The organism is Hymenobacter metallicola, from assembly GCF_004745645.1.
In the GTDB taxonomy this organism is placed as follows: domain Bacteria; phylum Bacteroidota; class Bacteroidia; order Cytophagales; family Hymenobacteraceae; genus Hymenobacter; species Hymenobacter metallicola.
The window spans coordinates 213,180-227,038 of the sequence record NZ_SRMB01000004.1; the positions used below are offsets into that span (position 1 = coordinate 213,180).

10 protein-coding genes are annotated in these 13,859 nt (G+C 62.2%); 8 read left to right on the forward strand and 2 right to left on the reverse strand.

Translation table 11 applies throughout. The features are described 5' to 3' along the window. Positions 1-79: 79 nt before the first annotated feature. A complete protein-coding gene (locus tag E5K02_RS19330) occupies positions 80-682 on the forward strand; it encodes a nitroreductase family protein (RefSeq protein ID WP_135396988.1) in 603 nt (200 codons plus the stop codon). A 64-nt stretch (positions 683-746) separates the two neighbouring features. Here E5K02_RS19330 and E5K02_RS19335 read toward each other — a convergent pair whose 3' ends face one another. Then, positions 747-3,932 (reverse strand): RCC1 domain-containing protein, encoded by a 3,186-nt coding sequence (locus E5K02_RS19335; protein ID WP_135396990.1) that lies wholly within the window; start codon positions 3,930-3,932, stop codon positions 747-749. A 220-nt stretch (positions 3,933-4,152) separates the two neighbouring features. Here E5K02_RS19335 and E5K02_RS19340 point away from each other — a divergent pair, with 220 nt between their 5' ends. Continuing rightward, the gene (locus tag E5K02_RS19340) at positions 4,153-4,857 is read left to right on the forward strand and encodes a hypothetical protein (protein ID WP_135396992.1); all 705 of its coding nucleotides are present in this window, start codon (positions 4,153-4,155) and stop codon (positions 4,855-4,857) included. Between the two features lie 297 nt (positions 4,858-5,154). Here the strand turns inward: E5K02_RS19340 and E5K02_RS19345 are convergent, their stop codons facing one another. After that, entirely contained in the window at positions 5,155-6,030 is an 876-nt protein-coding gene (locus tag E5K02_RS19345) for a manganese catalase family protein (RefSeq protein ID WP_135396994.1), read from the reverse strand. A gap of 516 nt (positions 6,031-6,546) precedes the next feature. On the opposite strand from E5K02_RS19345, the gene E5K02_RS19350 reads away from it, so the two are divergent. The 6 genes from E5K02_RS19350 (at position 6,547) to E5K02_RS19375 (ending at position 13,857) form a co-directional block, all read left to right on the forward strand. Further along, on the forward strand, positions 6,547-7,887 hold the full coding sequence (locus tag E5K02_RS19350; protein ID WP_135396996.1) for an SWIM zinc finger family protein: 1,341 nt from the start codon (positions 6,547-6,549) through the stop codon (positions 7,885-7,887). A 57-nt stretch (positions 7,888-7,944) separates the two neighbouring features. Then, positions 7,945-10,986 (forward strand): DUF6493 family protein, encoded by a 3,042-nt coding sequence (locus E5K02_RS19355; protein WP_135396998.1) that lies wholly within the window; start codon positions 7,945-7,947, stop codon positions 10,984-10,986. 97 nt (positions 10,987-11,083) lie between these two features. Beyond that, positions 11,084-11,953: an alpha/beta hydrolase gene (locus tag E5K02_RS19360; protein ID WP_240737364.1), complete on the forward strand. Its 870-nt coding sequence runs from the start codon at positions 11,084-11,086 to the stop codon at positions 11,951-11,953. 197 nt (positions 11,954-12,150) lie between these two features. Next, positions 12,151-12,699, forward strand: coding sequence for a YMGG-like glycine zipper-containing protein (locus E5K02_RS19365; protein ID WP_135397002.1), 549 nt, complete (start codon positions 12,151-12,153; stop codon positions 12,697-12,699). Positions 12,700-12,785: 86 nt separating this feature from the next. Continuing rightward, the gene (locus E5K02_RS19370) at positions 12,786-13,253 is read left to right on the forward strand and encodes a YybH family protein (protein WP_135397004.1); all 468 of its coding nucleotides are present in this window, start codon (positions 12,786-12,788) and stop codon (positions 13,251-13,253) included. A 79-nt stretch (positions 13,254-13,332) separates the two neighbouring features. Further along, the gene (locus tag E5K02_RS19375; RefSeq protein WP_135397006.1) at positions 13,333-13,857 is read left to right on the forward strand and encodes a hypothetical protein; all 525 of its coding nucleotides are present in this window, start codon (positions 13,333-13,335) and stop codon (positions 13,855-13,857) included. Positions 13,858-13,859 lie beyond the last annotated feature (2 nt).

Consider the following 13,859-nt stretch of genomic DNA (forward strand, 5'->3'; position numbering starts at 1 on the left):
ATTAGTACTGCGGTAGCGATGCTTCGACTTGGCTCAGCATGACGGTCTTTTTGTCTCCTACTTCATCCTGCTTCTATTGATGCTCGACCCTGCCGAAACCTCCCTGCCCACTCCTGCCCAGTTCGACGCCCTCATCCGGGCCCGGCGCAGCATTCAGCCCGTGCAGTTCGAGCCCGGCCGCGTCGTGCCCGACGACGTTGTGCAGCAGTTGCTGGAAAACGCCAACTGGGCTCCCACCCACAAGCGCACCGAGCCCTGGCGCTTTGTGGTCTTCACGGGCGCGGGGCTGCGGAAGCTGGCCGATTTTCAGGCGGGCCTATACCGCCAGCAGGCCGGGGAGTTTGTGGATGAGAAGAAAGCCCAGAAGCTGGCCCAGAATCCGCTGCTGGCGTCCCACGTCATTGCCATTGGCCTGAAGCGCCACCACGTGCTGCCCGAAATAGAAGAAGTGGAGGCTGTGGCCTGCGCCGTGCAAAACCTGCACTTATCAGCTGTGGCCCACGGCCTGGGCGGCTACTGGGGCTCGGGCGGCATCACCTACCTGGAAGAAGCCAAGCCCTTCTTCGGCCTGGGGCCGGAGGACAAGCTGCTGGGCTTTTTCTACCTGGGCTACGTGGCCCAGCCGCCCGGCCGCAACCTGCGCAAGCCCATTGCCGAGAAAGTAACCTGGGTAACCGAATAAGGGCACTACTTATAAAGCAAAAAGCCCGCTGCGTGCAGCGGGCTTTTTTGTGCCAGTTCAGTTCTTATTCCACAACTAAGCGGGCTGCCTGCTGGCCTGCGCGCACCAGGTAGAGACCGGCCGGCAGCTCTTGTAGCTCCAGGGTGGTGGTCCCGGCGGCAAAGCGGCGTAGCACCTGGCCCTGCGGATTCAGCAGCTGCACCTCGGCCCCAGCGGCGGCGCCCAGCAGCTGCACCGCCGTAGTAGCGGGGTTGGGCAGCAGCTGCAGGGTAGTGGCAGCACCCGACACGTGACGCACGGGAGAGTTGGTTTCCGCCTGGTCAGCGTCGCGCTGCACAAGGCGGTAATAGGCGGCGTTGGCTTCCTGGTCACGGAAGTCGTACTGGTGGGCAGCAGCACTGGTGCCGTGGCCGGCCACAAAGGCCAAGGCCTGCCAGCGCCGGCCGTCGTAGCTTTTCTCTACCGTAAAGCCGGCATTGTTCCACTCCTGGGCCGTGGTCCAGTTTAGCGCCACTTGGTGCGGACCGCTGCGCCGGGCGGTGAAGGCCGTTAGCTCCACGGGTAGCGGCTGCACCGACAGCAGTGGACTTACCCGGTCGAAACGGGTGCTCAGGGTGGTGGTGCCGTCGCCGAGCTGGCCGGCACTGTTGAAGCCCGTGCTCAGAAAGCCGAAGCCCTGCGGAGTGCGTCCTAGCGTGTGGTTCCGGCCGGCGGCTACCTGCCGCCAGTCGGTGCGCAGCGTGACTTCCTGCACGGGGCTGTTTTTTTCGACGGTGGTACCGTCACCAAGCTGGCCGGTGCCGGTGTTATAGCCCCAGGCCCAGAGCGTCCCGTCGGCGCGCAGGCCGATGGAGTGGTACTCGCCGGCGCTGACCTGGGTCCAGGTAGTCTCCGTGCCGATTTGCACGGGGCTGGCTTTGTCGTCCTGGGTACCGTCGCCGAGGCGGCCCTGGCTGTTGTTGCCCCAGGCCCAGAGCGTGCCATCGGCGCGCACGGCCAGCGTGTGGCTGGTGCCGGTGCTGACCTGTACCCAGCTGGTGGCGGTGCCGACCGGCCCTGGCCGACTGTTGGCGGTGAAGGCGGTGGTACCGTTGCCAAGCTGGCCCCTGCTGTTCTCCCCCCACATGACCAGCACCCCGTTGGGCCGGATGCCGGCGCCGAAGGAGCTGCGGGAAGCGGCCAGGCTGAGCGTAACCAGGGCCGCGTCGGCCTGGCGGGGCGTGAAAATGGTGGTAGCTGAGTAATCTGTAGTGCCCAATTGGCTGTTCTCATTATTTCCCCAGGCCCAGAGCGTGCCGTCCGCTTGTATCGCTACGCTGTGGTAGGTGCCCGCGCTAATGCTTTGCCACGTGGTGGCCGTCCCGATTTGGGTGGGCGTCCTACGCTGGGTAATGGTGCCATCACCGAGCTGGCCCACCTCATTGCGCCCCCAGGCCCAGAGCGTACCGTTCACTTGTATCGCCAGGGTGTGGTAGTTGTCTGCGCTAACGCTTTGCCACGTCGTGGCCGTGCCAATTTGGGTGGGCACCGTACGCTGAGTCGAGGTACCATCGCCGAGCTGGGCGTCGGAATTATCGCCCCAGGCCCACAAGGTACCATCCGTGCGCACCGCTACGTTGTGTCGGTCGCCCGCGCTGATGCTTTGCCACGTCGTGGCGGTGCCAATTTTTGTGGGCGTCGTCCGCCGGGTAGTCGTGCCGTCACCGAGCTGGCCGTTGTAGTTGTAGCCCCAGGCCCACAACGTGCCATCGGCCTTCAGTGCCACCGTGTGGCTATAACCTACACCAATGCTTTGCCACGTCGTGGCCGTGCCGATTTGCGTGGGCACTGTACGCCCAGTGGTGGTACCATCGCCAAGCTGGCCATTAGAGTTGTTACCCCAGGCCCACAAGGTGCCATCGGTTTTCAGCGCCACCGTGTGCCCGTAGCTCACGCTAACGCTTTGCCACGTGGTAGCGGTACCGATTTGGGTGGGCACCATACGCCGGGTCGTGGTGCCGTCGCCGAGCTGGCCATCGGAGTTGCTGCCCCAGGCCCACAATGTGCCATCTGCTTTTATCGCTAAGGTGTGCCTATCGCCCGCACTGATGCTTCGCCACGTAGTAACTGTTGGCTCAATAGGATACGGAGTAGCTATATACGTACGGGAGTTATTCTCCGTACCGAGCTGGCCATTGGAGTTGTTGCCCCAGGTCCACAGGGTACCGTCGGCTCGCAGGGCCACGGTGTGGCTGCCATTAGCCCCGGCGCTGACCCACGCAGCAGAGGGGCTGATTTGCATCGGGGTGCTCACGTGGCCGGAGGAAAAGCCCACACCTACTTGGCCGAAGGTGTTCGACCCCCAGGCCCACAGGCTGCCGTCGGCTTGGGTAGCTACGCTATGGCTGTCGCCCGCTTTCACCGTTTTCCACTTGGTATCACTGCTGACTCGCACCGGACTGGTGCGGCTGGTCAGGGTCGCATCGCCCAATTCGCTGTTCACATTAGACCCCCAGGCCCACAAGGTGCCGTCGGGCCGGATGGCCAGGGTGTAATTACCGCCGGCATCCACGCTTTTCCACGTGGCAAAATTGGTTTGGGTCGGGGATGATATGTTGGTGTTGGAGCCGTTACCGAGCTGGCCGTGGCTGTTGGAACCCCAGGCCCAGAGCGTTCCATCGGCGCGGAGGGCTACGGTATGAGTGCCGCCGGCGCTGACGCTTTGCCAGGTAGTGGCCGTGCTGATTTGCACCGGGTTGGGAAAATTAGTGCCATTGGTAGAGCTGTTACCCACTCTGCCTTGAGCGCCGTTGCCCCAGGCCCAGAGCGTCCCATCCGCTCGGATGGCCACGGTATGGCTGCCGCCCGCGCTGACACTTTTCCACGTAGCGTCTCCGCCGATTTGCACCGGACTGGTATGAGTGGTCAGGGTACCATCGCCGAGCTGGCCGTTGCTGTTCAGGCCCCAGGCCCAGAGCGTGCCGTCGGCGCGCAGGGCCACGGTGTGGTTGCTGCCCGCACTGACCTGCGCCCAGGTAGTAGCCGAGCCTACCTGCGTCGGCGTATTCCGGTTATCCAGGGTGCCGTTGCCGAGCTGCCCGTAGAAATTGTTGCCCCAGGCCCAGAGCGTCCCATCAGGATGAAGGGAAACGCTGTGGTTGGTACCCGCATCGAAAGTACCATTCAGCACCTGCGCTGAGGCCAGCGGGGCGAGTAGCAGCAATGAGCAACACAGGCTGCAAAGCCGCCGCCAAGAGAAGAAGTGTTTCATGCAATAGGAGAAGGAGCGCGGAAGGCCGATAAGCCGGCAAAGGTCCGGCAAAGAATATTACTATCCTAAGGACTGCTGCCGTTGTAACGGCACGCTTTTCTTCCCATATTTCAAATACTTACCGCTACCCTATCCGCCTGCCCGGGCCCCGTTACACACCGCGCTTCCCCCCGCCCCGGCCCCTGGTTTTATCCTTTATTTCTTTTCTTATCCCTCTAGTATGTACGACGAACGGTACGACAATCATTTCCGGCGCCTGCAAGCCTCGCGCGACACCCTGACGGCCTTTGCCGACTTTACCCTGCAAGCCCTGCAGCCCGCCGCCGTAGCCAAGCTCCTGCGCGATGAGCGGCCCGCCCTGCAGGCCGCCCTCGACCAGTACCGCCAGGGCCTGAGCGGGCGCACCACCGGCCACGGGCAGCGCCAGAGCGGCACCCAAACTGAAGACCAGGCCTTCGAGGCCCTCAAGAAGCTGGTGCAGGCCACCGATAAGAAGCTGCTCCAGCCCCGCTTCTACGACCATGCCGCCGAAAAGGCCCTCTTCTATCCCGATAAGCTCAGCGGCCTGACCGAGGCTCCCAAAACCAAGCGCCTGACCCGCTTCACGGCCTACGTGGAGCAGCTCGAAAACCACCCCGACGCCGCCCTGCAAGCCGCCGGCGCCCAGGCCAAGGCCCTGCTCACCGCCTACACCACCGCTACGGCCGCCAAGAACCAGGGTACCAAGGCCGTGAAAGACACCATTTCGGGCTTGGGCCCCAATGCCCAAACCTTGGCTGATGCCCTGTGGGCCGTGCATTGCGCTGCCCTCTACGTGCACCGCCAAGAGCCTACCAAGGCCCCTGCTTACTTCAACTACAACCTGCTGCCCAATCCTAACCCCAGCCGGAAGCGGGCCAAGAAAGCCAGTGCCCTCGCCGCCTAGCCCTGGAGCCTCTTGCCACTAGTGGGAACAGCCACCCGGGCCGGCTGAACGGCGTTGCCACCGGTGGCAATAGCCCGCCGAGGCCTCCGAATGCTCTTGCCACCGGTGGCAAGAGGGCCCAGCCCCGGCCGGATGCCCTTGCCACCGGTGGCAACGCCGTTCAGCCCCCTCGGGATAGGTTTGCCACACGTGGCAAATCCATTCAGCCAATGCCTGAGGTTGTATCCAACCAACAGAAAGCCCCGCTGGCACACGGCCAGCGGGGCTTTCTTTACTGCTGCAAGCGGCGGACGGCGCTTAGCTGAGCGTGTCCTTGATGTTGCCGATGATGGTGTCGGTCAGGGTCATCTGCTCGGTTTGGGCGTGGCCCTCGGGTACGGGCGGCGCCAGCTTGGGCTCCCCGCCCAGGGGCTGGGCCTTCAGGATGTGGAACTGACCCTTGCCGTCGATGGACTGGCCTTCGGTCCAGCGGCCGGCCGGCGTGCTGCCGTCGCCCGAGTTGATGTAGGTGCTCACGAAGGCGTAGTTGAAGTCCTGCACTTCCTGGGCCTGGGGGAAGGAGTTGGGGATGGGATGGATGCCCTGCACGCCGCCCAGCTCTTCGAGCACGGCCAGCCACTGGTTCTGGTGCATCGTGTCGCGGGCAATCAGGAAGCTGAGCATGTCCTTCATGCCCGGGTCGTCGGTCATTTCCCAGAGGCGGGTAGCCAGCACGCGGCCGGTGCTTTCGGCCATCACGTTGGCGTACATGTCGGCGGCCGTGTTGCCGCTGCCCACCACCCAGGAGCCGTTGAAAGGCACCCCATTGGCATCGACGGCCATGGCGGCCAGGCCCGAGGACAGGAAGTGGCGGGGGTCCATGCCGCCGAGCACGGCCCCGATCATCTTGTCCTTGGCCATTTCATCTTTCAGGCTCGTGGGGGCGCCTTCCAGGTTGAGAGCTACGGCCGTAGCCAGCATCTCAATGTGGGCCATTTCCTCGGTGCCGGTTTCAAGCAGCATGTCGCGGTACTTCACCGGACCCCGGTTGCCCCAGGCCTGAAACAGGTATTGCAAACACACCCGGATTTCGCCTTCGATGCCGCCAATGGCCTGCTGGAGCATGCGGGCAAACGTAGGATTGGGCTTCTCGACCCGGACTTTGTACTGGAGTTCTCTATCGTGATAGAACATAGTGGTGAAATGGTTTGGTAGTGGAGCAAATTCCCCGAATAGCCGGGGCAGCCCTTCTTTACGGCCCATTTCAGCGGGCTAATACCTGACAAATACGGGTTTTCGACTTGCCGAATACGGAATCGACTCGGTATTAAAAACCATTATTACCTTTTGGCTACACAAAGCCTGGTTTGGGCCCAACATCCTTCGCTATGCCCTGTTTTACAGCGTTTGCTCCCGGCCCGACCGCCCAGCAGCGGCCATTCCGGGCCCGGCAGCTTTGCCCGGCCGTCGGGCTGGTTTCGCCGCGGGAGCCCCAGAGCTCAGGCCCTCCTATCGAGCAGCCATAGCCGGTAAACCTCCCCTGGGGTTGCACCTGCCCGGCCAGCAAGGCGCCGCGACTCTCGCTAGCCCGCCCTACATCAACTAATCTAACTAGTAAAACCTACGAGCAACAAGCCAAGTATATACTAAAAAAATTAGTATTAATATCTCCTGGCTCGTATCTTAGAATCCGAAATCAACGCCTTTGCCATGTCTGACTTTGCGTACGCGTATGCTCGACCTTCCGCCCTGGAATCTAGTCCGGAAGGCAATTCCCTGCTGCTATCCGCTTTTGCGGAAGAACAAACGGTAACGGACTCTTCGTGCTTCTTCTGGGGCCGCCTGCGCGACTCCTGGCTGGCCGCCCGCGGACTAAGCACCTTAGCCAAAGTGGTAGCCTCGCGCTTCGTGCCCCAGAGCGCCGCCCTGCGCGACCCCATCGTGACGGCCGGGGCCGGGCAGCTGCGGTTCGAGGCCTTTTCGTCCTGCAACGGCGTGTACGCCCGCCTCGACCTGGACTCGCAGGCCCTGGACGGGGAATTTCTCAGCAGCGGCACCACCAATGTAGACTTCAACGAGCCGATGGTGAATGCCCTGGCCCGCATAGCCCGCACCGAGCCGGTTATTCTGTCGGTGGGCGAAAAGGAAGTAACCCTGGAGCGGGCCGCCGGCAAGGTGGTGGAGCGCAAAGTAGCCCTGCCGGAACGGTGGATTAAGGGCCTGACGAGCGTGCAGGCCTACCTGGCCCTGATGGAGGAAAAGCTGCGCCTAACCCGGGTTCAGGCCCTCCAGCTGGTGCAGGGCTTGCCGGCGGGCACGGCCAAAACCGATTTTTTCCTGGTATTGCGCGGCCCACGGCCCAGTTTCAGCCCGGTGAGCAGTGCGGGGGCCGTGCGCGTGGGCGGCGTGCACCGGCTGCGGCTGCTGGAGGGCCTGCTGCCACTCTGCGAGGCGCTGCGCGTGTTTGCCACCCCCGACGGGCAGGCCTCGGCTTTCGTGCTGGAGCTGGGCGGCGGCCAACGCTTTCTGCTGGCGTTGTCGGCCGACGTGTGGCGCGGCTTTTCGGGCGAAGGTAACCAGCTCGATACCCTCATGGAGGAGCTGCCCGCCGAATGGGTGGCCGGGGCTAACCGGTTGTTTCAGGGCAATGAGGTGTTTAATCCTCACTTGTTTGCCCTGGAAAATGGCCTGGCCCCTGCTACCGTGGAACGGCTCTGCGCCAGCCTCTCGGCCATGGGCCTGCTGGGCTTCGATTTGGCCGACAACCAGCACTTCTACCGCCGCCTACCCTTCAAGCTGGGCCGGATCCTGAGTTTGAACCCCCGCCTGAAAAATGCCCGGGCCCTGCTCGAAGCGGCCGACGATGTGCAGCTGGTAGGCGTGGGCGCTGGGGGCCGCACCGAGGCCCGCGTGCGCGGCACCGGCGTGTGGCACACCGTGCTGGTGGGCGGCCCGGAACCGGCCCGCTGCACTTGCCCCTGGTTTAGCGGCCTGCAGGGCCAGCGGGGCCCCTGCAAACATATTCTGGCCGCCCAGATGCGGTTTGCTTAGAGAGTAATTCTCGCATCTTGTATTCGCTATCTTCTTTCCATTTCACTGCCCTTTAGCATGGCTGATACGCCCACTGTAGAGACTTTCGAACAGATTGCCCGTCACCGCACCCTGCGGGACATGGTCGATTTTCTGGTGCAACTGGATAAAAAAGATGTGCTGGCCGTGCGACAGAAAACCAAGGAGCTGCAGCGCGAAATGTTTGACTGGCGCCGGGAAGGCACCCGGTTTCCGCACGAGCGAAGCGGCCATTTGTTTCTGGCGGGCGTGGCCACGTACTCGCGCAAAGAGGCCCTGGGCCGCAGCTTCGATATTCCCTGGCATTTCCTCAACAACGACCCTAAGTACACGCAAGGCCACCAGGAGCTGTTTATGATCCTGCTGCGCCACACTCGCCCGGCCTGGCTGACGGAGTGGCTCCAGCGCATTACCCGCAGCAACCCCTGGCAGGTGCTGAGCTATTCGCAATTGCGCGGGCTGGCCGATGAGGGATTGGTTGAGTACGACCCGTGGCTGTTTGCCCAGTCCTTGGCCCACTTGCTGGTGCGCTATAACTGGCAGCGCAACCAGGTCAAGAGCGGCAACATCCACGGCTACGACAAGCAGATTCTGGCGTTCTTACAGGCCGACCCCGTGCTGCTGGAGCGCGACCTGCCCCTGCTGTTCGACTTTGATACGATGGTCGACTCGGCCAGCACGTTTACCGACAAGGACCGGCGGGAAGTCACCTGGCTGACGTTGCTCCCGCAGCTGGTCGAGTCGGGCTACCTCGACCGGGCCGACCTGCTCACCCGCAGCTTGCTGGCCTTGCGCCGCGACTTCCGCCGCCCCTTGCTGATGTGGTTTAAAAACCTGTTTGGAACCCTGCAGCCCACGGCGGCCGAGCGGCTGGCGCGGCAAGGTGAGCTGGTGGAACTCCTGGCCCACCCCCTGCCCCTGGTCGTCAACTTTGCCCTCGACCAGCTCAAAGACCTCTGGACCGACCCGGCGTTTGAGCCGGCTCCGCTGCTGCTCTACGCCGAAGGGCTGCTTACCCGCCAGGATCTGAAAACCGCGTTGCGGACGTTGCTCGGCGCTTTCGAAAAGCTCGTGAAACGGGAGCCCGGCCTGGCCCCTACCGTAGCCCGCCTGGCCGCCTCCGCCCTGACCAATGCCGATGCCGGCGTGCAGGAGCGGGCGGCCAAGCTGCTGGCCAGCTTGCTGAGTGCCAAAAAGCCCCTTCTTAGCTTCGACGAAGCCGAGGAAGTAACGGCCACCATCAGCCTCTACGCCGACCTGCTTACTGCCGCGGCCCGCACCACCCTGGCAAGCTTCCTGGTTGCAGCAGCCCCGGAGTCGGCGGCCACTCAAGCCGCTGCCTACGCTCCGCTGGCGGAATTTGTACCCGATATTTCGTCGGCTACGGCCATTGCCCCGGTTGCCGACTGGCACGAGCTATTGTTTCTGACGGGCCAGGTGGTGGCGCAAAACGAGCCGGCCGCGGTAGAAAGGTGGCTGGAGGGGCTGCTGCGCCTGCGCGGGCAGTACCCGGCCGGGTACGCCCAACAGCTACGGCCCTACCTATTGCAGGCGCTGCCCTGGGAGCTGAAAGGCAAAACCGAGGAGGAAACGGCCACCATCCTGCGCGGTATCAGCTTTGCCCAGGACCGCAACGGGCATCCGCAACTGATTCTGGCCCTGCTCATCAGCTGGTTTCAGGGCTTTACCACGCTGAAAACACCCGGCGTAAACCTGCAGGATCAGAAGTACAGCAACCCCGACCCGCTGCTGCGGGTGGAGCAGCAGCGACTGGCCGCCGCCGAGCAGCAGCTCCTGGCCGGGGCCGAAACCCTGCCTTTGCTGAGCACGCCCAGTCACGCGCCCCACTGGGTGGCGCCCTCGGTGTTGGTCCAGAAACTACTGGCCTACGAAGCCGCCGGCCGCACCCCCGACGCCGCCGACCTGGCGCTGGCCCTGGCACGGACCGCCTTCCGGGCCGAAGCCGACGCGGCCGTGGCCCGGGAATTGTTGCCTCGGCTGCACCACCCCGAGCTGCGCCCCCTGCTACACTGGTTTCTGGCTCCCGCCGACGTTGATGCCCCCATTCCCATACCGCTGCCCGCGGGCCAGGAATTGGTATCGGTAGTGCAGGCCGTAGCCAAAAAGCTCGGGCAGCTCAACCCTTTCCGGCCAACTGCCCCGGCCCCGGCTTCGGCTCCGTTGGCCCAGGCCTTGCCCTGGCTATGGGCCGTTGCGGGCCGGACGCGCCGCCCGCTGGCCCACTTCCCCGAACTGCTCCCACTGGCTACCGGCCCGGGCCTGGCCGACCCGTGGAGCCCGCAATGGCAGTTTGAGCAAAAATCGAACACCTACAAGCAAAGCTGGAACAAGGAAAAGCCGGAAGTCACGACGGTCTGGCAGGAACTGAACGTTGGTCCGACCTTTCCCGGCAAACGCCCGCCTTCGCCCTTGCTGCTTTACTCGCTGCACGCCAGCCTGCCGCACACCAACAACTACTATCTGTGGTTGGTAAGACCGGATTTGCCGTTCCTGCTCACGCTGCTGCCCAACAACCCCGCTCCCCTGCACTGGCATCTGCTGGCCACCGCCTGCCGCACCGAAAATCAAGGTTCGGAAGGTCGCGACGTGGTGCAGCAGTTCCTGAACTCTCTGCTGGTCCCGGGTCCGCAGTTCGACGAGAGCACCACCGTGCTGCTCGCCATGGGACTGGTGCACAACGCCCCCGTGTGCCGGGCCCTGGCCCTGGAAGTTCTCCTGGCGGCCATTGCTACGGGCCGCTTGGTACCAGCTGCGCTGGGCGAAGCGCTGGGCAAAATCCTGACCGTGGAATTTGCTCCCCTGCAGCGCCTGACCGATGTGCTGGCCCAGGCCCGCGCCATCGACCCGGTAACTGATGACGCCCTGCGCCAACTGCTGGATGCCTTGCTGCCGACGCTGCCCGCGACGCCCCTGCGCAATACCCGCAAGCTGATCGAAGCCTACGCCGACTTGCAGAGCCGCACCCGCCACCCGGTGCCGGCGGCCGTGCAAGGCCGCCTGCGCGAATGGAGCAGTTCGGCCACGCTGAAAAAGGCCGCCGCTGGCCTTGTTCCGGCGTAGGAATGCCCGCCACATCGTGTACTTTCCGTTCTCACCTGCTGGTTCGCTCATGAAAGCACTTGTTTTAACCACCCTGCTCGGCTTCTTCGCCCACTCTATGTCTGCCCAAAGCATTGTGTCGCTCTATTCGGGCACCATTCCCAACTCCATTGCTACCGACCTGCAGGAAAGCAGTATCACGCTGGCCAACGGCGGGGTGCGCGTCTCGAATGTGGTACAGCCCACGCTGCAGGTATTTCGGCCGGCCAGGGAAAAAGCCAACGGCACGGCCATCATTATTTGCCCCGGCGGCGGCTACGGACGCCTGGCCATGGACCACGAGGGCACCGATGTGGCCAAACGCTTAAACGAAATGGGCATTACGGCTTTTGTGCTGAAGTACCGCCTGCCCAATGACCAGAGCCAGCCCGATAAAACCACTGCTCCGCTCCTGGATGCCCAGCAGGCCCTGCGGCTGGTGCGGCAGCGGGCCACGGAGTTCGGCATTAACCCCGTTCGCGTGGGTATTATGGGCTTTTCGGCGGGCGGCCACCTGGCCGCTACGGCCGGTACCCACTTTGCCAAGCCCGCCGGCGACACCAAGGACAACACCTCTGTACGGCCCGACTTTCAGGTCCTGGTCTACCCCGTCATCAGCTTCACCGACAGCCTGGCCCACGGGGGTTCGCGCAAGAGCCTGCTCGGCGACTCGCCCACCCCCGAGCAGATTCGGCTGTACTCCAACGAGCAGCAAGTAACGACTCAGACCCCACCGACGTTTCTGGTGCACGCCGCCGACGATAAAACCGTGAAGGTGCAGAACAGTCTGCGCTTCTACGAGGCCTGTTTGCGGGCCGGGGTGCCAGTAGAAATGCATCTTTATCCCAAAGGTGGCCACGGGTTTGGCATGAACAACAAAACCACCAAAGACAACTGGACCGACCGGCTACAGAACTGGCTCGACGCGAACGGCTGGCTGGTCAAATAAAGGTCCATAGGCAGTTGCTGGCCTGAATAAGGGGTACGCCAAGCCCGTAGTTACCCCGATGCCAAACAATCCTTGACCGGTCGTATTCCGTATAGGTAAGCTCCAGCATGCCGGAGCTATATCCGTACTGGCACGGTGCTTGCAAAACACCTCTTTACAACTGAAGAAGTGTTCTGAAACCATAAAGAACTTAAGTCATGAAAAAGGTCAGTTTGATTCTCGCCCTGGTGATGATGTTTACCGCTGTGTATACCAACATGGCCCAGGCCCAAAATGGAAAATGGAGCCCCCAGGCTAAAGGGGCAGTAATTGGTGGTCTTGGCGGTGCCGCGGCCGGTGCCATCATTCACAAGCGCAACCGCGCCGTGGGTGGCGTAGTAGGTGGGGTGGCCGGTGCTGGCGTCGGCTACGCCATTGGTAAGCGTACCGACAACAAGCGTAAGGAAGCCGCCCGCGTAGCTGCCGCCAACCGCGCCGCTGCTAACCGGGCTGCCGAAGCCCGCGCCGAGCGTGCTGCCCTGGCCCGCCGCGTAGAGGCTGCCGAGCGCAAAGCCGACTTGGCTGCCCAGGCCCAGAAGCAACAACAGCAGCAGTACCCTGTCATGGCTAATGGCTTTGCGGCCAACACGCCCATGATGCTGACCGCTGCCAACGGCCCCGTAGCCGCCGGCTACCTGCCCAACGAGTCGTACGGCGACCGTAACAAAGCCTACTCGACTTCGGGAGTTCGTCGTAAGAGCTGGTAAGTCCGGACTTTGCGTAGTTTCGCCGACTCCAGCCCCGTGCCGGAGTCGGCGAAATTGTTTCCATCCCTCACCAAACCCCTGACTGTATGAAGTCCCTTCTTTGGATGATGCCCTTGACGGTAGTTCTGGCTTCCTCCTGCACCAAAACCGCTGAAACGCCCGCCACCGCGGTTAATGCGCAAACGCTCAACCAGCAGTTCATCAGCGCCTGGAACAGCAAAAACGCCATTCAGCTCGACACGCTTTTCGCCGACGATGTGCACTTTCTGCAGGGCGAAACCCACTTCCAAGGCAAATCGGAAGTGTCGAACCGCTGGGTGCGCGAAACGATGGGCACGATTTCCAACCTGCGCCTGAACGTAGCCTCCTCCGGCACCGACGCCCAAACGGCCTACGAAGGCGGCACCTACGTCGTCGACGTAATTCCGACCACCCCGGGTACGCCCATGGGTGTGGGCGAAGGCAACTTTATCCTGCTCTGGAAAAAGAACCCCAAAGGCGCCTGGAAACTCAGCTACGCCCAGTTGGAGGGTTTGCCGGTGCGGGTGCGGTAGAACGCTACTCCTCCGACTACATACTAAAGCCCCGGCAGTTGCGGCCGGGGCTTTTACATTTTACTCTATTTTACGCAGCATGTATACTGCTCTAGCCGCCCAGTTTGAAACGCATGGATTAGCGACGCAATTTGCGGCGACAGTACATGACATCTGTCGCCCTTATGGTTATCAGGTTATTATTAACCAGCCCGACTTTGATGCAGATACTAGTGAGGGAGTGAAAGTTTTTCAGCAGAAGAAAGACATCAATCTGCTGATTTGCCTGAACTATCCTTCACACAAACAAATCAAAATTTCTTCTGACCTGCTCTTTCTAGAACTAGGATATGCTATTGAGCCTAAATATGCAGGCAAGGAAACGTATTTCGTCGAGCTGATTCTCAAGGTCGGTTTGCTGCCAGGCCCAACAAACCTGTATTGGATTTTTGCTTACGAGTGGCCTCAAGACCGGTTCGTCAAATTCAAATCAGGTTCAGCCGTTGATCTGGTAGCCTATCTGGAATCAAATAGCTGGTACTGGGCCGATAGCCTCTACAGTATAGAAAACGACACCTATCATCTTGATCTTGATACTCCGTTGGTTTTTCGAATCACAAGCTAGAT